Below are 21,538 nucleotides of genomic sequence, written 5' to 3'. Positions count from 1 at the left end.
CGAACGTAGCGGAACTGGTCAGTTGATCTGCAAATTCGCTGCCGCCATGCCGTTCCGCCCCGCGCCCGCAACGCCGCCGCCCGTGCTCGTGCCGCCCGCGCCGCCAAAGCCGGGCGTGCCGGTCGTGCAGCTGTTGTCCGCGAACGTGAAGTCTACCCCGCCGGACCGCGCCAGGCAGGCACTCGGGCCGCCCCCGCCGCCGGCGCCAGGGCCGCCGGCGCCGCCGTTGCCTCCCCGGCCGCCGCTGCCGCCGCCGCCGGAGTCCTCGCGGGCCGGGCCACCGACGCCCCCGCTCCCTCCAAGCTGGCCCGCGCCACCGTTCCCGCCTGGACCGCCCGTGCCGCCCGCGCCGGCCGTAATGACATTGCCAGAGACTACCACCCGTCCGCCCGCCGCAAAGACACCGAAGCTCCCCCCGCCGCCTTTTCCGCCGAGCCCGGGGCGGCCGCCGAGTCCGCCGCATCCGCCACTGCCGCCGCCGCCGCCGCGATCTTCATAGCAAAAGCAACCGACCCCGCACGAGCCACCGCCGCCGCCGCCGCCGCCGCCGCCGCCACGGCCAGTTGCCCCGTTCTGTCCGTTGGTGCCGCTCGCCGGCTGGTAGATGCCCGATGCGATGGTGCCCAGGCTCGCCCCCCCGGTGCCAGGATTTCCCTGCGCGCCAGTTGCACCCGCCACGCCGGTTCCGCCGTCCGCGCTATTGGGACCGCACTCGCGTGACGAAGCGCCTCCCGGACCGCCTGCCGCGCCGCCACTCCCCGGTGAGCCCGTGGAGCCAGTGCCATTGTTGTAGCCGCCCCGGCCGCCGGCGCCGCCGAACTCGGTGCACGTGGTCTGCGCGCCCCCGTATCCATAGCCGCTGCATGCGTCGCAGCCGGCCTCTCCCGCGTTCCCCCCCGGCGCCGTCCCCGCTGTGGGCGGCGCTCCATTCGCTCCCGGGGCGCCGTCCTGGCCGTCGTCCACGTCGATGATGTTGTACCGCACGAAGAGCTGCGCGCGCCCGCCGCCCAGGCGCACTCCATAGGTACTCGCGCCGGGCGACGTCGGGCTCAACGCCTCGATCATGATGCCCTCGATGTGCGTCGGCTGCTCGATCGACGGCGCATGGAACACCGTGCCTGGCGCGCGCACCGTCGTCGTCACCGCGGAGGTCCTGCGGAACTTGAAGTCAGGGTCGTTGTGGTCGAACCCGCCATAGATGCTGATGCCGGACACGACCGTGACGGCCTCCTCGTACAGCTCGCCGGAGAGACAGACCGCCGGCACCGCGCTCTCCTGCGCCACCTGGATCGCCGTGGCGATCGTCTGCACCGGGGCCGTGCGCGTCCCGCTGTTGGCGTCATCCCCGATGCTGGCCGAGACGTAGACGCACCGCTCCACGAGCCCGTCGCCGCCATCGCAGTTGGCGTCCACGAAATCACCGTCGATCGGATCCTCGGTCGTCGAGGTCGGCGTACACGCGTATTCACAGCCGCACTCGCCCGTGAGCGGGTTGCCGTCGATATCGTGCGTGCCCGGGAGGCACCCCATCGCGCAAGGGTCGGTGACCTCGCCCCCGCCGCCCCCGTCTCCGCTGCCCGCCTCCCCACCCGCGCCGCCCTCGCCGCCCGCGCCACTCGTGCCGCTCGTGACAGCCGCGCTGCTGCTCGATGACGTCGTCGTTGCGCTGCTCGCGCTCGGCGCTCCGCCCGATCCGGAACCGCCGCCGGTGCCCGAGACCGGCCCGATGGGACCGTCGATCGAGCTGCTCTCGGCGCAGCCGAGCGCGGAGAGCATCGCAAGCACAGAAGCCGTTCCGAGGAGGGAGCGCACGCGCATGCTTAATTCTGCACCTTCGCGCGCTTTTCGGAAAGACTTTGTCACGCTGGCGGTAATCGCCCCACGCGCCCCATGGACCCATCGCGCCGTGCCGCACGCACCGACACCGCCGTGCCGCGCTGCGCCGCCGCGAGCCAGCTCACGATCCCGCGATTCGCCCCTCGCGCCCGTCACCGACTCCGGTAGTCTGGGTCTGCGCCCCTGCGCCCCTGCGCCGCCTCCGCGCCGTCCCTGCCGTACGCCAGCACGCCCATGCGCCTCGAACCGCTCCACCGACTCTCGCTCGCCTCCCTGCTCGGGCTCGCTGCCGCCGCCGGGCTCCACGGTGCCTGCGCCCCGGATTCGGGGATCGGCGCGGCGTCGTCCTCGTCGGAAGGGGCCGGCTCGGGCGGAGACCTCGATCCGGATGGAGGGCTGTTGGGCGACGCGCCCATCGATACCCGCCCCGACCCGGACGCCGCCTGCGGGCTCGTCACCGAGGAGGCGATCGCCGTCCCCCTCAATCTCTACATCATGATGGACAAATCCTCCTCCATGCAGGGAGACAAATGGGATAGCGCGAAGGTCGGCCTGACCGCGTTCGTCAACAGCGCGCGGTTCGCCGGCGTGCGCGTGGCGCTGCGCTTCTTCCCGCGCGCCGCGGACGACGTGCCGGCGTGTGACCAAAATGCCTACAAGACGCCGCTCGTCCCGTTCGGCCCGCTCCCGGGCAACGCGGGCGCGATCGTGGACGCCATTGAGGACGAGTCGCCGGACGGGCCGAGCACGCCCATCTACCCGGCGCTGGGCGGGGCGCTGCTCCACGGCATCGAGGTGGCACAGAACCACCCCGACGAGGCCTCCGCCGTGCTGCTCGTCACCGACGGGAAGCCGCAGGGGCCCGCGCCCCAGTGCGGCGGCGCGAACCCGGAAGATCCGGCGGCCATCGCGGCCCTCGCGGCGGCGGGCGCGCGCTATCGACCGCCGGTGCGCACCTTCGTCATCGGGCTGCCGGGCGTCGACCAGAGCATCGCCAACCAGATCGCCGCGGCAGGCGGCACCGACACCGCGGTCCTCGTCAAGGCGACGAACATCGCCGTCGAGTTCCAGAGCGCGCTCGCGAAGGTGACGGGCCAGGCGCTCCCGTGCGAGTACGAGGTCCCGTCCGAGGTGGCCGGCGGGCAGATCGCGTTCAACGACGTCAACGTCCTGTTCGGGCTCGACGGCGCGCCGCAAGAGATCCTGCCGCAGAGCCCCGGCTGCGACGGTCCAGGCTGGCGCTACGACAACCCGAGCTCGCCCACGGCGCTCGTGCTATGCCCCGACACCTGCGACGCCGCGAGGAACGCGTCCGCCGCGAAGATCCAGATCCTCCTCGGCTGTGAGACCGTGCTCCGCTGACCGCGCTCGGCAGAGCCCGCTCGGCGCCAGAGCGACGCTCGTCACGAGATGCTCGTCACGAGAAGACGAACGTTGAGCCGCCGAGGCGACGAGGAGCCAAGAAGTCGACTTCCGGGTTCTCTCGGTGCAGCGGCATTGTCGAGCCCGGTCGCATGCAATGGGACCTCGCAGCGCTTGCCGCGACGTGCGCGTGTCGTATCGCAGCGCTTGCCGCGACGCGCGCGTGTCATGGAGATGACACCGGGAGCGACGAACGGGGTTGGGGAACACGGGGTTGGGGAACACGGCGTTGGGCAAGACGCACAGCGTCATGGGCGGCGGCCGCCGAGCTTCGAGGCGGGGCGCGCGGGGCCGGCGCCAGGCGCCTCGTTGCAACTCTGCACGGCGCTTTGTGGACTCCCGGCCCCCAGCGCCGTAAGAGGACGGGACCATGACGACGGAGTCCTCCCTCGCAGCCGCCGGTTCGCCGCGGCACGCCGCCCCCGCTGCGCTCCACCCCGCCCTGGTGCTGAGCGCGTACCTCGAGCCGCTCGTGCGCGGCCGGCGGGTCGCGGTCCTGGGTGACGCCACCATCGGCCTCGCCGACCGGCTGCTCCAGCGCGGCGCGCGCCTCGTCCACGCCTACGATCCGGACGCCGCGCGCGTCGCGGAGAAGCTCGCGCGAACGGCGCCCGGCCGGCTGCCGCACCCGAGCTTCGCCGTGTTCGACGGCGACCTCGGCGTGCGCGACGGCGCCTTCGACACCCTCGTCATCCCCGACCTCTCGATCTTCGCCGACCCGGCCGAGATCCTCCGGCGCGCCCGCCGCCTCACCGCCGCGAGCGGCGCCGCCATCATCGCGTCGCCGAACCCGGACGTCGCCCGGGGCCTGCTCCCCGCGGGCGCGCGGCGCGGCGCGGCGCCCGGCTACTACGCGCTCTACGACCTCGTGGCGCTCCAGTTCAAACAGGTGCGGATGGTCGGCCAGGCGCCGTTCGTCGGCTACACGGTCGCGGAGTTCGCGCCGAAGGGCGAGCCCGAGGTGAGCGTGGACACGTCGATCCTCGACGGGTCCGAGGAGCCGGAGTGGTTCATCGCCGTGGCCGGCGAGCGCCTGCCGCGGCTCGACGCGTTCGCCGTCATCGAGCTGCCGTTCGCCGAGTTCCCGGTCGCGGCCGCCGGCCCGTCGGCCGAGGCGCTCACCGAGGCCGAGGGCCGCGCGGAGCGGCTCGGGGGCGAGCTCGCCGCGCTGCGCACCCGGCACCAGCGCGACCGCGAGGACGCGGGGGCCCGCGCCGAGAGCGCGGTCGCCACGGCCGCGCGCCTCGCCGAGACGGAGGCCGAGCTCGAGGCGCGGGGGGCGCGCCTGCGGGAGGTCGAGGCGAGGGCGGGCGACGCCCACGTCCGGGCCGAGCGCCTGGCGCACCAGATCCGCGACATGGAGGAGGAGCTCCGCAGCCAGCGCGACCGCGCGACCCGGCTCGCCAAGCAGCTCGACGACGAGAAGCGGGCGCGGACCAAGGTCGAGCTCGAGCTCGGCATGATCCGCAACAAGCCGGAGATCGCCGGCGCCCGCGACCGCCTCGACGCGGCGACGGCCGAGCTCGAGGCCGCGCGCGCCAGGATCGCCGAGCTCGAGGCGAGGCCCGCCGTCGCGGCGCCGGACCCGGCGCTCTCGGCGCGCGTCGACGAGCTCGAGGCGGCCGCGGCGGGGGCGCGGCGGGAGCTCTCGAAGATCACGGCGGATCGGGACGCCGCGCGCAGGCGCGCGCAGGAGAGCGAGCGCGCGCTGGAGGAGGCGCGGCGCGCGGCGGCGAAGCACGAGGAGCTCGAGGCCGCCCGGGCCGAGCTCGCGCGCGAGCGCGACCGGCTCAAGGAGCGCGTGGAGCGGATCGAGCGGGAGAACCGCGCGCTGGAGGAGCAGCGGAGCGCCCTCGACGCGCGCAGGCTGCTGCTGGAGGCGCGGATCGTCGAGCTCGAGCAGCGCGTCGTCGCGCTGGAGCAGCGGGCCGCGGAGCTGGAGAAGCGCGACCCCGGCGAGGCGGCGGCCGCCGAGATCGCGAGCCTCGAGGCGGCGCTCCGCGACCGGGGCCACGTCATCGCGTCGCTCAAGGCGCAGCTTCTCGAGAGCGAGCGCGTGGGCAAGGAGCTCGTCGACGAGCTCGGGACGGCCTTCGCGTCGGGCACGGCCGAGAGCGGCGGGCCGGGCCAGGCCACGGGCGGTGGGCCGGGCGGGGCGCTCCCGGGCAACGGCGGGCAGGGCGACGCCGTGGAGGCGCTCCGGCAGCAGCTCGACGCGCTGGCGCGGAGCGCCGCCGCGAGCGAGGCCGACCTGCGCGCCGCGAGCTGGAAGGTCGCGCAGCTCGAGCGCGAGCTGTCCGAGGCGCGCGATACGGCCGGCGCGCCCCAGGCGCTCCACGACGCGCTCGAGCAGGCGCTCGTCGCCGCGCAGGCGGAGATCGCGGCGCTGCGCCGGGCGGCGGAGCGCGAAGAGGCGGGCGAGGCGCGCCAGGATGTGGGCGGGAGCGCGGCGGGCGAGGCGCGCCAGGACGCGAGCGCGGCGCCCGAGGACGCCGGCGAGGCGCGCGAGGAGGCGGGCGCGGCGCGCGAGGAGGCGGGCGCGGCGCACCATGTGAGCGCGGCGCGCGACGACGTGGCCGGGGCGCGCGACGACGTGGCCGGCACGCGCGAGGATCTGGGCGTGCCGCCCGAGGTGATCGAGCAGGCGGTGCTCCTTCAGCAGGTCGCCAGCGCTGTCGAAGCGGGGGCGTGAGCGAGGACGCCGCGGGCTGTGGCCCACCCGACCCGCGTGAACGCGGGGTACCTGTGCGCACGCGGTCGCTCGCGCTAAGGACCGAGCCGATGCGCGCACCTCGCCCCCTCTCCTCGCTCCTCCGGCTCGCCGGCGCCGCCGCCCTGGCCCTCGCGCTCGGCGCATGCAGCGCGGCCACCGCGCCCCGCGCGCCAGACCCCATCGCCTCGCTCCGCGACGCGGGCGCGCGCTCGACCGACGGCGAGGTCGTCGGCCGCTGGCTGCTCGGGGAGCTCCTCGTCCCGGGCGGCACGCCCGCGGGCGTCAAGGCGGCGCGCAAGCGCCTCGACGGGATCGGGGCGAAGTCCATGCTCGCGTCGCTGGGCCGCGCGATCGACGACGAGGCGCACGGCCGCAACGCGCGTGCGGCGGCGGCCTACCTCGAGGCGGTGGACGCGGCGCGGGTGAGCGCGCACCCCGACGCCCCCCTCGTGGGCTGGTTCGCCGCCAATCACCTGCTCGGGCTGCGGTCCAGCGTCGTCGGCCTCTGGAAAACGTCCCGCGAGGTCGTCCTGCGCGCGATCGACCGCCCCGGCAACCTCGGCTGGCGCGCGCGGGCCGAGCTCGTCGAGTGGTGGAGCATCGAGGGGCTGCCCGAGGAGGCGGCCGCCGCGGCGCGCGCGGACAGCGCCGGCGGCGCTGGCGACGCCGGCGCCGCGCCCGCCGCGCCGCTCATCGACGTCGCGGCGCGCCGCTACGGGTGCATCGAGGACGCCCGCTTCGCCGGCCCGTTCGGCCACCTGGCCGAGAGCGACCACCGCGTGCGCTACGAGGCGGAGCGCGCCGGCCCCTGGCCGCCCGTGTTCCCGCGCGATCCCCGCCGCGCCGACCCGCCGCGCGTGCTCGGCGCCGAGCGCCGCGGCTGCCAGCTCTCCGCGGTCGCGCCCGACGCGCGCGGCGAGGGCAGGGCCAGGGGCATCTTCTACGTCGAGACCTTCGTCGACCTGCCCGCCGAGCGCGAGCTGATCATCGCGGTCCAGGGCGCCTTCGCCATCCTCGTGGACGACGTCGAGGTGCTGACGCGCGACATGAAGCAGTGGGGGATCTGGCCGAGGTTCGGCGCGCGCCTGCGCCTCGGCCCGGGCCGGCACCGCATCCTCGCCCGCGTCGGGAGCGGCGAGACCTCCATCCGGCTGCTCGCGCCGGACGGCACGCCCCTCGGCGTGGCCACGTCCGCCGATCCGACGCCCCCGTACTCGCTCTTCCCGCCCGAGGTCCTGCCGGATCCCAACCCCATCGAGCCGTTCCTCACCGCGCTCGGGGTGCCGCCGCAGCCCGCGCCGAAGGTGGCGCGCGCGCTCGGGCTGCGCGGCGCGCCGCGCCCCGAGCGCGACGTGAACGACCCGATCTCCCGCTACCTCGCCGCGACCATCGCGCACCTCGAGGGCCAGGACGACGTGAGCGCGGTGCTGATCGAGCCGCTCGTGGCCGATCCGGCGCGCGCCACCGGCCCCGCGCTCGCGACGCAGGCCGTCTTCCTCGAGAAGGACCCGATCTTCCCGCCGTCCGACGGCCGCGACCTCGTGAAGGACGTGCGCGCCCGCGCCGCGGCGAAGGACCCGGAGCTCTGGTACCCCCGCTTCTGGCTCGCGCTCGAGGAGGCCGACAAGGCGGGCCTGTCCGAGGTGACCCGCACGGTCGAGGCGCTCGCCGATCAGTTCCGCGAGGTACCCGACCTCCTGAAGACGCTCGCCGCGATGTACTCGCGGCTCGGCTGGCGCGTCGAGCAGGTCCGCACCGTGAAGGAGGCCGCCGCGCGCTTCCCGGACGACGTCGAGGTGCTGGGCGCGCTCCTCCGCATCCACGACGCCGACGGGCACGTCGCGCAGGCGGACGAGCTCGCCGCCCGCATCCGGGGGCTCGACCCCGACGCGGAGATCGAGCTGGAGCGGGCGATCGATCGGCGCGACTACGCGGCGGCCATCCAGGAGCTCCAGCGCCTCGGCGCCGTCCGCCGGGACCGCAAGGACATCGCGCTGCGCATCGCCGACCTCCTGACCCGCGCCGGCAAGCGCGCCGAGTCGTTCGAGCAGCTCGAGCGCGCGCTCGCGAGGTCGCCGGACGACGCGGACGCGCGCCTCGCGCTCGCCGACGCGCGCTTCGCCCGGGGGGAGCGCGACGCGCTCCAGAAGGCGCTCATCGAGGCGATCCGGACGGGCTCGGACACCTCGAGCCTGCGCGACGCGATCGAGCTGCTCGACGGCACGACCGAGCTCAGCCCCTACCGGCTCGACGGGAAGCGGGTGATCGCCGAGCACGAGGCCTCGGGCGAGGTCATGCCGGGCACGGCGGCGCGCGTGCTCGACTACGCGGCCCTGTGGATCCACGAGGACGGCTCGGCGCGGATGCTCCAGCACGAGATCATCCGGATCCAGTCGCGCGAGGCCATCCAGGAGCACGCCGAGCAGCGCGTGCCAGACGGGCTCGTGCTCAAGCTGCGCACGGTCAAGCGCGACGGGTCGATCCACGAGCCGGAGTTCATCGAGGACAAGCCGACCGTGACCATGCCGCACCTCGAGGTCGGCGATTACATCGAGGTGGAGAACCTGTTCGTCCTGCGCGGCGACGGCCAGGGGGGCCTCACGTTCCAGGGCCCGCGCTGGTTCTTCCGCGAGGAGAAGGTCCCGTACTGGCGGAGCGAGTTCATCATCGTGTCGCCGAAGAGCCGGCCCCTCGACGTGGAGGTCTCCGGCCCGGTGCCCGCCCCGGAGATCGTCGAGTCCGGCGCGCTCGTCACCCGCCGCTACCGCGTCGACAAGAGCCCCGCGCTCCCGGAGGAGCCGGCGAGCGCGCCGATGGCGGAGTTCCTGCCGAACGTCCGCGTCGGCTGGGGCATCACCCTGGCGGACACGATCGCGCGCATGGTCGACGCGGCCGCCGACGAGACGCCGCGCGATCCGCGGCTCGTGCGCATCGCGCGGGCGATCGCGCGGACGCCGATCGCGCCGGGGGCCTCCGGCGCGGCCGCGGGCGGCGGGGCGGGGAAGGCCGCCGGTGGCGGCGGCGCGGCGGGGGGCGAGGCCGGGGCGGCGCCGTCGAAGGACGAGCAGGCGCGCCGCATCTACCGGTGGGTGCTCGCCAACGTGGAGGCGGGGCGCGAGAACGACGGCCGCCGCGTGGTCATCGGCAAGAGCGGCAACCGGACCGAGGCGTTCCTCTACCTGTGCCGCCTGGTCGGGATCGACGCCGGCTACGGCGTCGTGAGCGACCGGCTCGCGCCGCCGCCGCGCGGCCCCATGAGCGAGGCCGAGACGTGGAGCGCGCTCGCGGTGCGCGTCGACACCGGCGAGAAGCCCGGCGCGAGCGCGGCCCGCTGGATGTTCGTGCGCGACAAGTTCGCGCCGTACGGCTACCTGCCGAGCTCCCTCCGCGGGCAGCCGGCGATCGTGCTGCGGCCCGGGGCGCCCCGCGAGGTGACGCCCTCGTCCGGCGCGCACGACGGCGTGGTCACCGAGGGCGTCGCCGAGGTGGCCCGGGACGGCTCGGCGTCGCTGTCGATCGAGCAGCGCTACGAGGGCAAGCTCGCGATCGCGCTGCGCTCGGCGCTGGAGTCGCTCCCCGACGCGCAGCTCCGGGACGCGGTCGAGTCGCGGCTCCTGCCGCAGATGGTGCCGGGGGCGCGGCTCCAGGAGATCCAGGTGAAGGAGCTGACCGAGATCGACCGGCCGCTCACCCTGAAGATGAAGATCTCGGCCGCGAGCTTCGCGCGCGCGCAGGGCCCGGAGCTCGTGCTCTCGCCGCCCTTCGGCGTGCGCGTGGCCAGCCTCGCCAGCCTGCCGGTCCGGGAGACGCCGCTCTACCTGTCCGAGCAGATCGCGACCCGCTCGGAGGTGCGGCTCCGCGTCAAGCTCCCCCCGGGCGCGCGCGTGGCCACGCGGCTCGCTCCGTTTGCGGCGGACAATGACGGGCGCACCGTGCGGGTGAACGATCGCCTCGACGGCGGCGCGCTGCTCCTCGACCGCTTCCTGGAGCTGCCCGCGGGGCGCGTGCAACCGGACGCTTACCCGCGGTTTCAGCAGTTCGCCCGCGCGGCGGACGGCGCGCTCGACCGGGACATCGTCGTGCTGCTCGACCGCGACGGACGCTGATCCCGGCGCCCGCGCGTCCTCTTCGAGCGCCCCGGTCCCGGGGATTCCTGTGTGCCAACCTACGCAGTATGGATTACGCTTTTGCTCTACCCGTGAGCGATCTGGATTCCCAGTACGCGCCGGATACCGGGCGCCCGCCGACCGATCCCGTGAAGGCGCGGGTGGCGCGCGCTTTCCGGCTCTCCTCGCTCTTCGCGCAGGTCGACCGCGCGGTGCGCGACGCGGTCACCGACGCCGCCGTGCTCGAGGTGGTGGCGTCCGACGCGGCGATCTTCGAGCAGGGCGCCCCTGCGGACACGCTCGTGGTGCTCGGCCGGGGCCGGGCGCGTGTCGAGCGCATCAACGACGCGGGCGCCGCGTTCCCGCTCAGCTACCGCGGCACGGGCGACGTGCTCGGCGAGTCGTGCCTCGGCGGGCTGGAGACGCGGACGGAGCGCGCCGTCGCGATGGACGAGGCCGAGGTGGTCCGCGTGCCGCTCGCGCTCATCCGCGAGCTCTGCGCCCAGCACCCGGGGTTCGGGGGGGCGGTGTTCGCGCTCCTCGTCGCGCGGCAGCGCGAGACCGAGGACCGGATCGAGTCGATGCTGTTCAAGAACGTGGGCGGGAGGCTGGCCGAGTTCCTCCTGCACGCGGCGGAGCGCTGGGGCGTGCCGACGCCGCGGGGGACGCTGATCTCGGCGCCGATCACGCACGCCGAGATCGCGCAGGTGATCGGCTCGACGCGGGAGACGGTGACGCTGACGCTGGGCGCGCTGCGGAAGGAGGGGGTGCTCGACGTGGCCGGGCGGCGGCTGATCGTGAAGGATCGCGAGGCGCTCGCCCGGAAGCGGTAGTGGACGCGGATCGCGCCGGCGCGCGGCGCCGCTATGCGCGGATGGCGTCGGAGGTGGCGCGAGCGGCGAGATCCTCGGCCATGTCGCGCTGGACATGCGCGCTGGCGCGCGGCCGCTCGCGCCCTCGCGCGCGCCGTTCCCTGTTGACGTGGCGCACGAAGCGCCGATACGCCTTCGCGAGTCGACCTCGCAGGAAAGGATTGCTCATGCCGAAGCTCAGCTCCGGAACAGCCATCGCCGTCGCGTTTCTCTTCGGTTGCTCCGCGTCGTACGTGGCGCCGCGCTTCCTGGTGCCGCCGGTGCACGCGGGGAGCGATCCGCCCCGGTGGGAGGTGCGGTGCGTGGACGCCGAGACGGCGCAGGTCAGCGACGCCCAGCTCCTCGAGGTGACGAGCGCGTCCGGGTGGAACCCGGTCCTCAAGCGGTTCGGGCAGGAGGGCTGGGAGCCGGTGCAGTTCCTGCGCAGCGAGCTCGCCGCGAAGATCGACGCCGTGTGCTTCAAGCGGCCTCTCTGACCGGGCGCGCGGCGCCGCGCGCCGCGCGCCCGGTCGGAGCGCGCCCGGGGGGCCGCCGCGGGCGGGCGAGCCTGCGGCCGCGCAACCTTCGGCGGAAGCCGGCCGGAAGGCGTGCTAGGGGGGCGCGGATGGAGTCTGCGATCCAGACGTACCGGATCCGCCTCGACGGCATCCGCTTTCGCGCCAAGCACGGCGTGTCCCGCGCCGAGCGCGACTTGCCCCAGGATTTCGTGGTGTGCCTGGAGGTGGAGCTCCCGGTCGCCTTGTTGCCCCGCGCCGACGCGCGGGCGCGGGTGTTCGATTACGACGGGCTGGCGAGCCTGGTCGTCGAGGCGGGCACGAGCGCCTCGTACAAGCTGCTCGAGACACTCGCCCAGCGGATCATCGAGCGCGTGCTCGACGACACGCCGGCCCTCGGGGTCACCGTTCAGGTGAAGAAGTTCGGCCCCCCGACGTCGGTGTCGGTGGACTCGGCGTCGGTCGAGCTCTCGGGGCGCAAGGGCGGGTGAGCGCGGGCGCGTCGGGCGGGTGAGCGGCTGTCACGCCGGCGCGGTGAGGAGGGCGGTCGGCCATGCCCGGTGAGGAGAGCGCGAAGCGGACGGAGGCCTATGCGCGGGAGCACCTGGCCAACGAGCGGACGCACCTCGCCTATGTGCGCACGGCGATCGCGCTGCTCAGCTTCGGCATCACGCTAAACAGGTTCAGCCTGTACTTCCTGGAGGCGGCGCCCGGGGCCGCGCAGGTGGGATCGCGGTCGATGCTGCGGGAGGTGGTGGGCCTCGGCGCGGGGATGGTCCTGCTCGGGATGGCGCTGATGGCGTGGGCCGCGGTGCGGTACCTGCGGGCGTACAGCGATATCGAGCGCGGGGCATACCGGCCCGACAGGACGGCGATCCTGATCTTCACGGCCGCGATCTTCCTGATCGGCGCGGCGAGCGTCGCCTGGCTGTTCACGTCGTGAGCTGCTGAAGACGAAGCGCTCCGCCGCGATCCGGAAGCATGGGCGAGTGCGTCAGGCTGAAGAGCGCCGAATCGATGACGTGAGGCCCGCTCCTCGTGCCCCGGGCCGCGGCGTCCGCATCGGCGGGCCCACCGGCGCGCACCTGGGCTGGGCCGGACGGTGCGTCCGTCGAGTGTCCGCTGGATCCGCGTCCTGGCATGTGAAATAGTCGCCGCAGCACGCGGAGGAGCAGGGTGGCGGACAAGTCAAGCGTGATCCGCCCAGCGGAGCTGGGCGGCATCTCGGCCATCACGGTCGAGGGGTTCAAATCGATCCGCAAGCGCACGCAGATCGCCGTCCGGCCGCTGACGCTCCTCGCCGGCACCAACAGCTCGGGCAAATCCAGCATCATGCAGCCCCCTCTGCTCATGAAGCAGACGCTGGATGCGCTTTATGACCCGGGGGCGCTGCTGCTCGACGGCCCGCACGTCCGCTTCACGGCGGTCGAGCAGCTATTCTCGCGCTTTGGCGGACGGAGCAGCAATCAATTCTCGGTCGGCATCGACCTGCCTACGGGCAAGGTCGATGTCCGTTTTCAGAGGCAGGCCAAGGGCGGCCTCGACGTGGTCGACACGACAGTCGCCGTCCCACTCGGCAGGGGCGATAGGTTGCGGCGCGGCATCGTTCACGATTATAGGGAACACGTTATTTCTGTTGTCCGTAAGCGATGTTTTCTCTGGTACCAACTGTCCGAGCGGACCGGAGAAACGCTGAGCGTTGTCGAGACGAACGACGGCTCCGGCTATGTCCCGCGCGCGCTCCGGAGCGCTCCCGACGACCTGCGCGCCATCATCCATGTCGCCGCGCTGCGCGGCATTCCCGAGCGGACGTACAGGACCACCGCGGTGGGCAGCGACTTCCCCGGCCCCTTCGAGCCATACGTGGCAAGCATCATCCATCACTGGCAGGCCACGAAGGACATCCGCCTGAAGCAGCTCGGGGCCGCGCTCGAGAAGCTCGGCCTGAACTGGACGATCAAGGCCGCTCGCATCGACGACACGCGTGTCGAGCTGCGCGTCGGCCGCCTGAAGCAGCGAGCGCGCGGCCGCGCGCAGGATCTCGTGAGCATCGCGGATGTAGGCTTCGGCGTCTCGCAGTGCCTCCCCGTGCTCGTGGCCTTGTTGACCGCTCGACCTGGCCAGCTCGTCTACATCGAGGAGCCGGAGATCCACCTGCACCCGCGGGCGCAGGTGGCGCTGGCGCAGATTCTCGCCGACGCCGCGAGCCGCGGTGTCCGGGTCGTGATCGAGACCCACAGCTCGCTCCTGTTGCTCGGCGTGCAGGCGCTCGTCGCCGAAGGAGCGCTCCGGCCCGAGCTCGTCGCGCTGCACTGGTTCTCCCTCACCAAGGACGGCGTGACGCAGGTGCGGAGCGCGGACCTCGACGAGGCCGGCGCCTTCGGCGACTGGCCTGAAGACTTCGCCGAGGTGGCGCTCGACGCGCAGGCCCGCTACCTGGACGCTGCCGAGAGGCGGATGGCCAAGGCCAAGCGCTGAGATGCGGACCAAGGTCTCGCGTCGACTCGTCATCGACGCCTCGGTGGCCCGGGCCGCAGGCGGCGAGGACGCTGCATACCCCCTCCCCAAGCAGTGCCGCGACTTCCTCAAGACGACGCTCGCCGTAGGTCATCATGTCGTGCTCACGCCCGCTGTCAGCTCGGAGTGGAAGAAACACGCGTCCGGTTTTGCGATGCAGTGGCGAACCACGATGGTCGCCCGCAAGCAGTCGCTGTTCCTCAATGTTCCAGAGGACGTTGAGCTGCGCGATGCGATCGACGGCGCGTCGGCGACCGAGCGCGATCGGCGCGCCATGCTGAAGGACGCGCACCTCATCGAGGCCGCACAGGCGACGGACCACATCGTGGTCTCGCTGGATGAGCAAGTACGAGCGCTCTTCAGCGCAGCCTCGACGCAGGTGCGCGCCTTGAAACGCGTCGTCTGGGCCAACCCCGGCCGCGAGCCAGAGGGGTGTTCCAGATGGCTGGAGGACGGGGCACCTCCCCACCCGCACCGCCGCCTGGGAGCGCGCCGCGAGGCGAAGTAGAAGCCTTTCATCCCTCGCCACCGGGACTGTCAGCGGATCATGAGTGCCTGAACGCGGCGCTGCCAGGCTTCCCGCGCCGGCGCACGCGCGATGCACGCGCGATGAGCGCTTCACCGCAGCCGGTGCTCGCGCAGCACGTCGGCCGGCACTGCCTCCCGCGCGAGCTCGCAGAGACGCGCGTGGTGCGTGAAGAACAGCACCTGCGTCGTCGCCGTCAGCTCGCCGAGCACCGCGAGGGCCGCCCGGGCGCGGTCGTCGTCGAAATGGATCAGGAGGTCGTCCAGGATGAGCGGCATCGGCTCGCCCGTCCGCGCGTGGTGCTCCAGGCTCGCGAGGCGCAGCGCGAGGTAAAGCTGGTCGCGCGTGCCGTCGCTCAGGCCGGTCACGTCCACCTCGCGCTGCACCGGTGCCTTCGCGGGCTCCGCCGCCGCGTCCGCCGACGCCGGCGCCGCCCCGCCGGCGGGAGCGGCGGCGACAGACGGCGCCGCGCGGACGCAGCGGAGGATCGCCTGCTCGCTCTCGTCGTAACCCACCCGGAGGCCGGCGAAGGCGCCCAGCGTCAGGCGATGGAAGAGCGCGCTCGCGCGCGCCAGGATCGGCCCCTGGTTGCGCTCCCGGTAGCGCTCGATCTCCCGATCGAGCAGCACCGCGGCGAGGCGCGCCCGCACGTAGCGGCGCACCTCGCCGCGCAGGTGCGACAGGCAGATCTGCGCCTCCACGGCGGCCTCCGCGGCGCCCACCGTCGCCCTGAGGTGCTCGCGCTCCTGCTCCAGGCTCCCGAGCGCCCGATCGATCCGGCGCCGCTCGTCCTCCAGCGCCGCGAGCCGCTGCTCCGCGCGGTCGAGCTCGAGCGCGAGCGCGTCCCGCTCCGCCCCCGCGGTCTCCTGCTCCAGCGCCGCGACGCCCGCGCCCTCGCCCGCCTCGAGGAGCTTGCCCTCGTTCTCGACGAGCTCGCGGTCGAGCCGGCGCGCCTCGCGCGAGCGCTCCTCCGAAAGCGACAGCGCCGCGAGGTCGCCGGCGACGTCGCCCGTGCGCGCGACGCCCGCCGCCTCGAACAGCTTCGCGAGGCGCGCCTCGGCGGCCGCGCGCCGCGCCTCCTGCTGGTCCCGCTCGCGGCGCTTCTCGGCCATACGCACTTCGATCTCGCCGCGCTCGCGGAGGTCGGCGCGCGCCTTGTGGTGGCGCTTGATCAGCTGATCGGCGGCCTGATCCGCCGGCAGCTCGGCCAGATCCGGCGCGTGCCGGGCCGCGAGCGCGGCCACGTCGGCCGCGAACGCCAGGGCGTCGCGCTCCATCCCGAGCACCCGGCGGCGCTCGTGGGCCGCGCTGTCCACCTTGCGGAACAGCGCGCCGAGCTCGTCGAGGATCGCCGTGGCCTCGTCCGCGGACGCGTCGCCGGGCAGGCCGAGCGCCCGCACGCTCTCCGCCCAGCCGGCCCGCCACGCCTCGAGCGCGCGCGCGTGCTCCGCCCGCTCCCGCTCGAGGTCCTCGAGCTCGCGCTCGAGCTCCTTGCGCTCCCGCGCGAGCTCGCGGCGCTCGCGGGCCGCGCCCTCGATGGCCGCGAGCTTCTGCTCCGCCGCCTCGATGAGCGCCGGGAGGCGCGCGGCCGCGTCCTCCAGCGGCCCGGCGGGGCCGGCGCCCGCGCCCGCGCCGCCGCCGTCCCCGCGCGCGCCGCCCGACGCGGCGCGGGCGCCCTGGATCGCCGCGTGGAGCTCGGCCGCGTGGGCCTGCATCCGCGCCCGCAGCGCCTCGGCCTCCGCCTCCGCCGCGCGCAGCCGGTCGACCGTGGCGGTCAGGCCCGCGTGGCGGCCGAGCCAGCCGCGCATCTCCTCGGGCGAGCGCGGCGCGACGCCCGCCGGCCGCCACAGCTCGACCCACGCGGCCTCGGCCTCCTCCGCGCGGCGCGCCAGCGCGGCGCGCTCCGCGGCGAGCTGCGCCTGATCCGCCTCGGCCCGCGCCTTGTCCGCGAGCAGCCGCGCCAGGCGGGCGACCCGGTCGGCCTCGCGGCGCAGCCGATCGGCCAAAGCGTCCGCGACGCGGACCAGCTCGGCATACTCGTCGGCCTTGCCGCGCGCGGCCGCCTCGCCCGACGCGCCGAGCGCCGGCCTGCGCCCCGCGCCGGGCGAGGCGGCCACGTCCGCGCCGAGGTCGAAGAGCGTGGCGGTGTGGATCGCCGCCGCCGCGCGGGCGCTCCCCTTGGCCTGGAGCGCGCGCACGAGCGCCTTGAAGGCGGCGTCGCGGCGCTCGCGCGCCTCGGCGAGGTCGGCCTCCGTGGGCACCGCGCCGGCGCGCTGGAGGGCGTCGATCTCGCGCGCGCTCTCGCGCAGGCGCGCCTCGACCTCGGCCGCGCGCTCGGCGAGCCGCTCCCGCTCGCGCGCGATGGCGCCCCACTGCGCCGCCGCCTGGTCGACCGTCTCGGGGAGCGGGACGGGCAGGGCGCTCGCCTCGGCGGCGGAGAGCGGCCGCCTCGCCGGAGCGGCGGCGTCGCCGGCCGCGCCGTCGTCGTCGAGGCGCGCCGGCGCGCTGTCGACGTCGAGGCGCGCCCGCTGCGCAGGCGCGCCGAGCCCGAGCCGGCCGCGCTGCGCGTCGGCCTCGCGCGCGAGCTGCGCCGCCGCGGCGGCGGCCTCGCGGCGGCGGTGCTCGAGGTCGCCCTGCTTCTGCGCGCGCGAGAGCGCGCCCCGGAGCGGGGCGGGGTCCTCGCTCGGCGGCAGCTCGGCGAGCCGGCGCGCGCACGCGTCGCGCCGCGCGCGGTTCGCCGCGAGCAGCCGCTCCACCTCGCGCGGCTTGGCCTCGACCGCGCCGCGCTCGCGGGCGAGCTTCTTGATGCGCGCCTCGGTGGCGACGTCGACGCGCATCGCCTCGATCCGCTCGGCCTCCGCGCCGCCGACGAGCGAGGCGTCCCGCCCGAGCCTGCGGAGGATCGCGCGCGCCTCCTCCTCGATGCCGTGGAGCTCCGCGCGGACCCGCGGCAGGTCGACGGCGGCCTTGCGGTGGCTCCCGAGCCGGGTCACGAGGCCGTCGATCGCGCCCGGATCGAGCTCGGCGAGCGACGCGGGGACGTGCAGCGCGGCGTGGCGGGCCTCGAGCTCCTCGATGTCGGCGCGGAGCCGCGCCGCCTGCTCGGCCGCGTCGGCGGCGCGCTCCTGCGCGTCCTCGCGATCCCGCTGCGCGCCCTCCGGCAGGAGGACGACGTCGCCGAGGGCGGCGCGCCGGCCGACGATCGCGCGCCGCGCCTCGAGCAGCGGGAGCACCCGGAGCGCGCGCCGCAGCCGCTTGTCGGTCGCCCGGAGCGCGCGGAGCTCCGCGTCGACGCGCTCCTGCTCGGCCTTGGCCTCGTCGATCTCCTGCCGCTTGCGCGTCCAGTCCGCGGGCGGCCGCGCGGCGGCCTTGGCGCGGCCCCGCGCCTCCTCGAACGCCTTGATCGCCTCGTTGAGCGGGCGGGTCCTCGCCTGGGGCGTGAAGATCTCGTCCGCCTCCTGGCGCAGCGTGCCGAGCAGCTGCTGCAGCCCCGGCCCGCCGAGCCCCGCGCCGAACAGGCTCTGGCCGACGTCGCCCTTGCCCTGGAGCAGCGCCTCGGCGCCCTGCCGGAGCGTGTCGTGATCCAGCCCGAAGGAGGTGCGGAAGAGCTCCTCCGTGACGCCGCCGAGCAGCGGCGCGAGCGCCGCGTCCTCGAGGGGGTTGTCGTCCGGATCGCGGAGCGTCTTCACGCGCCCCTTGCGGCGGACGAACGCGAGCGCCGCGTCCCCCCTGCCCGCGAGCCGCCCGCCGACGCGCAGATCGGTGTTGTGGTGCAGGTGGGCGTCGGGCGTGATGTGCGGGATGCCGTAGAGCAGGCCGCGGATCGCCCGGAGCGCGGTGCTCTTGCCGGCCTCGTTGGGGCCGTAGATGACGTGCAGGCCCGGCGACGGCGAGGAGAAATCGAGCCGGAGATCCGTGAAAGGGCCGAACGCGAGGAGGTGGAGCTCTAGGATCTTCACGAGGTCGCCGGCCAGGGGGGGGTGCCCTCCCCTGAACGGATAGCAAGTGCGAAACCTCCGCGCGATGTCAAGGCCGCTCCTCGCGGCGCGCGTGCTCGGTCCGCCGGAGGGCGGGCGGGTTCTGCTGGAGGTGGCGGGCGGGCGGCGCTGTACGCTATCCGTCCGGCTCAGCGGGGCTGCGTGACGGGGGCGTGCAGGAAGGCGCTCCACGAGCCGCGGCGCGGCGCCTTGCCGAGCAGCACCTCGGCGAGCGCTTCGCTGATCGGCAGCCCGGGGCTCCGCTCCAGCCAGAAGAACTCGCCGACGGGGTTGACCTCGAGGAAGACGTGCCGGCCGTCCGGTGTGCGGAGGATGTCGAGGGCGCCGTAGTTGAGGCCGAGCTGATCCATCAGCCGGAGCACCGCGGTCTCGACGTCGGGCGGGAGCGCGTCCTTGCGCCACGCGTCGATGAGCTCGAGCCCCTGCCGCCGCCAGTCGACCTCGGCGCCGGGAGCCGCCTCCGGATCGATCGAGGCCGCGAACACGCGCTCGCCCACGACCGTCACCCGCAGCTCGCGCGCCTTCGGGATCCTCTCCTGGAACGTCATCGGGCAGAGCGAGAGCCCCCGCATGTCCGCGAGATCCTCGTCCCGGAGGGCGTTCGTGAAGACCACGTGCTCCTCGCCGCCGCGGTAGACGGCGAACGACGAGAGCATCTTGGCGATCACCCCGCCCGGGCAGGTCGCGGCGAAGGCCCGCGCCGCATCTTCGTCGTTGGTGGTGAGCGTGCGCGGCGTGTCGAGGCCGACCTCGCGGGCGATGTCGAGCTGCACCTGCTTGTTCGACGCGAAGCGCACCGCCGGCAGCGGGTCGACCTGCGGGACGCGGAGCGCCGCCAGCAGGCCCTCCACGGTTCGCTTCGCCTCCTCGACCGACGCGCTCCGCAGCTGCGGGTCCATCGACGCGGGCAGCCCGCGGCCGAACGCGACCCGGCGGTACCAGACGGCGGTCACGTCGCTGAGATCGAGCTCGCCACCGCCGGCGCGCAGCGTGGAGCGGCGCACCCCGGGCCCCGAGGCGAGCGCGAGATGCGCCCCGCCGGGGAAGAGGTCGGTGTTGAAGCGGAAGGCCCGGCCCCCCAGCCGCTCGATCGCGGCGGCGACGCGGGCGATGCACTCGTTGTCTTCGCTGTGCGTGATGATGAGGACGGTCACGGGTTCTCCGTCGGAGCGAGCAGCGCCTCCGCCAGCGCGTCGGCGATCGGCAGGCCGAGGTCCCGCTCCAGCATGCCCCACTCGCCGGCGGGGTTGATCTCGAGAAAGACGTGCTGTCCCTCGGGCGTCCGGATGAGGTCGACGGCCCCGAAGGCGAGCCCGAGGGCGCGGAGGAGCGCGCCGAGCTGCGCTTCGACGTCGCGCGGGAGCGCGTCCTGCTCCCACGCGATGCCGGCGGCGCTGACGTTCGGGTGGCGCCAGTCGACGGCGATCGACTCGTAGCGGGAGGCGTCGAGCGCGCCGGGGAAGCACCGGCCGCCGACGCAGGCGACGCGCAGCTCGCGCGCCTTGGGGATGCGCTCCTGGAAGACCATCGGGCTCTGGCGCAGGCCGGAGAGGGCGTCGAGGTCGGCCGCCGTGACGGCGTGCGTGAAGACGAAGGGAGTGTTGCCCGAGAGGCTCGTCGAGAAGGGCGTGAGCATCTTGGCGACCACGTTCCCGCCGAGGCGCGCGAAGAAGGCGCGGGCCTCGGCCGCGTCGTTCGTCACCAGCGTCTCGGGGATGCGCAGGCCGACCGACGCGGCCACCGCGAGCTGGCGCAGCTTGTCCTGGGCGCGCTCCTCGGCCGCCGGCTCGTTGATCCACTGCCGCGCGGGGAGCCCGCGCAGCCAGCCGGCCAGCGCCGCCATCGACTCGCGCACGCAGGCGGCGCGGTACGCCTCCGGGACGCCCTCGCCGAGGTTCGGCGCCCAGACGCGCCGGAGCCAGACGGCGGAGATCTCGTCCCCGCCGAGCGCGGCCCCGGCGCCCTCCAGGCGGCGGCGAACGCCGCCGGCCCCGAGCGCCGTCGAGAGGGCGATGTCGCGAGGAAACCGGTCGACGTTCAGGCGAACGGGGCGGGCGCCGCGCCGTCGCAGCGCCTCCGCCACGCGCTCGATCCCGAAGTCGTCCTGTGAATGCGAGACCAGGAGGACGTTTTCGCCCGCGGTCGTCACGTCGGGTTGCCTCTCTCGCACGGGCCCGGGCGGCTCATACCCCGGAGCCGGAGTCTTCGCCGTCCGACGGGTACTTCAGCGTGGTGTAGATGGGCGGATCGTCATCGCTGTCCGAGGGGAACTTCTTCGTCACGGCGCCCCCGCCGGCCTTGACGCCGGTCCGGACGCGCTTCTGGTCCTCCAGGAAACGGGCGAAGAAGGGCACCGCCTCGGCGGCCTCCTGCTCCTGCTGCTCGGGCTCACGGAGATCGACATCAGCCATGGGATACCTCCAGATTGGGACGGCGGCGCCGTCGAGGATAAGAGGGATAATTAAACGAGCAACCAGGCGGGTAGGCAAGCCCGCGGGCACCCTGAACACGGTGGCTGCGACCGATTCCGCTGCTGCGGTCGTCTTTCAGTCGCGGGGTGCTCGGCTGTGTTGAATATTGTTAAAGTTCGTTGCGCTGGGTTGCGTGTCGTCGAGCCTGGTCGCGTGTCGGCGAACCCGGCCGCGCGGCGCCTCGATCGCGTGATCTGCGCCGCGCGGCGCGCGGATCACTTCACGCCCAGATCTTCGTCGTTGTCGGAGGGGAACTTGAGGGTGACGGCCTCACCACCACCGGTATCCTCACCGTCCGAGGGGAATTTCATCGTCGTGACACACCCGCCGGCTTTGACGCCGGTGCGGACACGCTTCTGATCCTCCAGGAAGCGAGCGAAGAAGGGGACCTGCTCGGGATCGCGATCGATATCAGCCATGGGAAACCTCCAGAGTGGATGTACTGCCATGCGGCAGAGCCGCCGTGGGCAGGATGGATTGAGCCGACCCGCTGCGCACGTTAAGTTTTGCTATGCTCATCGACTCACCCGGGCGATGGGCGTGACTTCCTGAGCCTGCTTCGCTCGTGTACCTTTGCACAACC

Annotated in this window: 15 protein-coding genes; 9 read left to right on the top strand and 6 right to left on the bottom strand. The window is 74.4% G+C overall.

Annotation, left to right across the window (positions count from 1 at the left end):
• Positions 1 to 18: 18 nt before the first annotated feature.
• On the bottom strand, positions 19 to 1,776 hold the full coding sequence (locus WME98_RS12870) for a PE-PGRS family protein (RefSeq protein ID WP_437951598.1): 1,758 nt from the start codon (positions 1,774 to 1,776) through the stop codon (positions 19 to 21).
• 294 nt (positions 1,777 to 2,070) lie between these two features.
• On the opposite strand from WME98_RS12870, the gene WME98_RS12865 reads away from it, so the two are divergent.
• The 9 genes from WME98_RS12865 (at position 2,071) to WME98_RS12825 (ending at position 14,468) form a co-directional block, all read left to right on the top strand.
• Positions 2,071 to 3,198: a vWA domain-containing protein gene (locus WME98_RS12865; protein ID WP_437951597.1), complete on the top strand. Its 1,128-nt coding sequence runs from the start codon at positions 2,071 to 2,073 to the stop codon at positions 3,196 to 3,198.
• 430 nt (positions 3,199 to 3,628) lie between these two features.
• Positions 3,629 to 5,950 (top strand): hypothetical protein, encoded by a 2,322-nt coding sequence (locus tag WME98_RS12860; protein ID WP_437951596.1) that lies wholly within the window; start codon positions 3,629 to 3,631, stop codon positions 5,948 to 5,950.
• 89 nt (positions 5,951 to 6,039) lie between these two features.
• Positions 6,040 to 10,077, top strand: coding sequence for a hypothetical protein (locus tag WME98_RS12855; RefSeq protein ID WP_437951595.1), 4,038 nt, complete (start codon positions 6,040 to 6,042; stop codon positions 10,075 to 10,077).
• A 92-nt stretch (positions 10,078 to 10,169) separates the two neighbouring features.
• Complete coding sequence (locus tag WME98_RS12850; RefSeq protein WP_061628538.1) at positions 10,170 to 10,910, top strand: Crp/Fnr family transcriptional regulator; 741 nt, start codon at positions 10,170 to 10,172, stop codon at positions 10,908 to 10,910.
• 206 nt (positions 10,911 to 11,116) lie between these two features.
• Positions 11,117 to 11,425 (top strand): hypothetical protein, encoded by a 309-nt coding sequence (locus WME98_RS12845; RefSeq protein ID WP_020740254.1) that lies wholly within the window; start codon positions 11,117 to 11,119, stop codon positions 11,423 to 11,425.
• Between the two features lie 128 nt (positions 11,426 to 11,553).
• Positions 11,554 to 11,934, top strand: coding sequence for a dihydroneopterin aldolase (locus WME98_RS12840; RefSeq protein ID WP_061628537.1), 381 nt, complete (start codon positions 11,554 to 11,556; stop codon positions 11,932 to 11,934).
• A gap of 62 nt (positions 11,935 to 11,996) precedes the next feature.
• Complete coding sequence (locus WME98_RS12835) at positions 11,997 to 12,386, top strand: YidH family protein (RefSeq protein ID WP_061628536.1); 390 nt, start codon at positions 11,997 to 11,999, stop codon at positions 12,384 to 12,386.
• Between the two features lie 233 nt (positions 12,387 to 12,619).
• The gene (locus WME98_RS12830) at positions 12,620 to 13,921 is read left to right on the top strand and encodes an AAA family ATPase (protein ID WP_437951594.1); all 1,302 of its coding nucleotides are present in this window, start codon (positions 12,620 to 12,622) and stop codon (positions 13,919 to 13,921) included.
• A 1-nt stretch (position 13,922) separates the two neighbouring features.
• Complete coding sequence (locus tag WME98_RS12825) at positions 13,923 to 14,468, top strand: hypothetical protein (protein ID WP_437951593.1); 546 nt, start codon at positions 13,923 to 13,925, stop codon at positions 14,466 to 14,468.
• Positions 14,469 to 14,578: 110 nt separating this feature from the next.
• On the opposite strand, the gene WME98_RS12820 is transcribed toward WME98_RS12825, so the two are convergent.
• From WME98_RS12820 to WME98_RS12800, 5 genes are all read right to left on the bottom strand, one after another.
• Positions 14,579 to 18,445 carry an AAA family ATPase gene (locus tag WME98_RS12820; protein WP_437951592.1) on the bottom strand — a complete coding sequence of 1,289 codons (3,867 nt, stop codon included), beginning with the start codon at positions 18,443 to 18,445 and terminating at the stop codon, positions 14,579 to 14,581.
• Between the two features lie 167 nt (positions 18,446 to 18,612).
• On the bottom strand, positions 18,613 to 19,638 hold the full coding sequence (locus tag WME98_RS12815; RefSeq protein WP_437951591.1) for an MvdD family ATP-grasp ribosomal peptide maturase: 1,026 nt from the start codon (positions 19,636 to 19,638) through the stop codon (positions 18,613 to 18,615).
• Positions 19,635 to 20,654, bottom strand: coding sequence for an MvdC family ATP-grasp ribosomal peptide maturase (locus WME98_RS12810; RefSeq protein WP_437951590.1), 1,020 nt, complete (start codon positions 20,652 to 20,654; stop codon positions 19,635 to 19,637). Before WME98_RS12810 ends, WME98_RS12815 begins: the two co-directional genes overlap by 4 nt.
• 13 nt (positions 20,655 to 20,667) lie before the next feature.
• The gene (locus tag WME98_RS12805) at positions 20,668 to 20,895 is read right to left on the bottom strand and encodes a microviridin/marinostatin family tricyclic proteinase inhibitor (protein WP_061624684.1); all 228 of its coding nucleotides are present in this window, start codon (positions 20,893 to 20,895) and stop codon (positions 20,668 to 20,670) included.
• Positions 20,896 to 21,170: 275 nt separating this feature from the next.
• Positions 21,171 to 21,374 carry a microviridin/marinostatin family tricyclic proteinase inhibitor gene (locus WME98_RS12800; RefSeq protein ID WP_061624683.1) on the bottom strand — a complete coding sequence of 68 codons (204 nt, stop codon included), beginning with the start codon at positions 21,372 to 21,374 and terminating at the stop codon, positions 21,171 to 21,173.
• Between the last annotated feature and the right edge of the window lie 164 nt (positions 21,375 to 21,538).

Source organism: Sorangium sp. So ce296 (genome assembly GCF_051529605.1).
Lineage (GTDB): Bacteria > Myxococcota_A > Polyangia > Polyangiales > Polyangiaceae > Sorangium > Sorangium cellulosum_D.
Note: the sequence above shows the minus strand (reverse complement) of the source record. Positions and strands in the feature narration are given on the sequence as shown.

What these genes read in the sequence shown, in the direction of transcription:
- WME98_RS12870 (WP_437951598.1), bottom strand. Translation starts at nt 1,776, where the DNA reads ATGCTCTCCGCGCTCGGCTGCGCCGAGAGCAGCTCGATCGACGGTCCC.
- WME98_RS12865 (WP_437951597.1), top strand. Translation starts at nt 2,071, where the DNA reads ATGCGCCTCGAACCGCTCCACCGACTCTCGCTCGCCTCCCTGCTCGGG.
- WME98_RS12860 (WP_437951596.1), top strand. Translation starts at nt 3,629, where the DNA reads ATGACGACGGAGTCCTCCCTCGCAGCCGCCGGTTCGCCGCGGCACGCC.
- WME98_RS12855 (WP_437951595.1), top strand. Translation starts at nt 6,040, where the DNA reads ATGCGCGCACCTCGCCCCCTCTCCTCGCTCCTCCGGCTCGCCGGCGCC.
- WME98_RS12845 (WP_020740254.1), top strand. Translation starts at nt 11,117, where the DNA reads ATGCCGAAGCTCAGCTCCGGAACAGCCATCGCCGTCGCGTTTCTCTTC.
- WME98_RS12840 (WP_061628537.1), top strand. Translation starts at nt 11,554, where the DNA reads ATGGAGTCTGCGATCCAGACGTACCGGATCCGCCTCGACGGCATCCGC.
- WME98_RS12835 (WP_061628536.1), top strand. Translation starts at nt 11,997, where the DNA reads ATGCCCGGTGAGGAGAGCGCGAAGCGGACGGAGGCCTATGCGCGGGAG.
- WME98_RS12825 (WP_437951593.1), top strand. Translation starts at nt 13,923, where the DNA reads ATGCGGACCAAGGTCTCGCGTCGACTCGTCATCGACGCCTCGGTGGCC.
- WME98_RS12805 (WP_061624684.1), bottom strand. Translation starts at nt 20,895, where the DNA reads ATGGCTGATGTCGATCTCCGTGAGCCCGAGCAGCAGGAGCAGGAGGCC.
- WME98_RS12800 (WP_061624683.1), bottom strand. Translation starts at nt 21,374, where the DNA reads ATGGCTGATATCGATCGCGATCCCGAGCAGGTCCCCTTCTTCGCTCGC.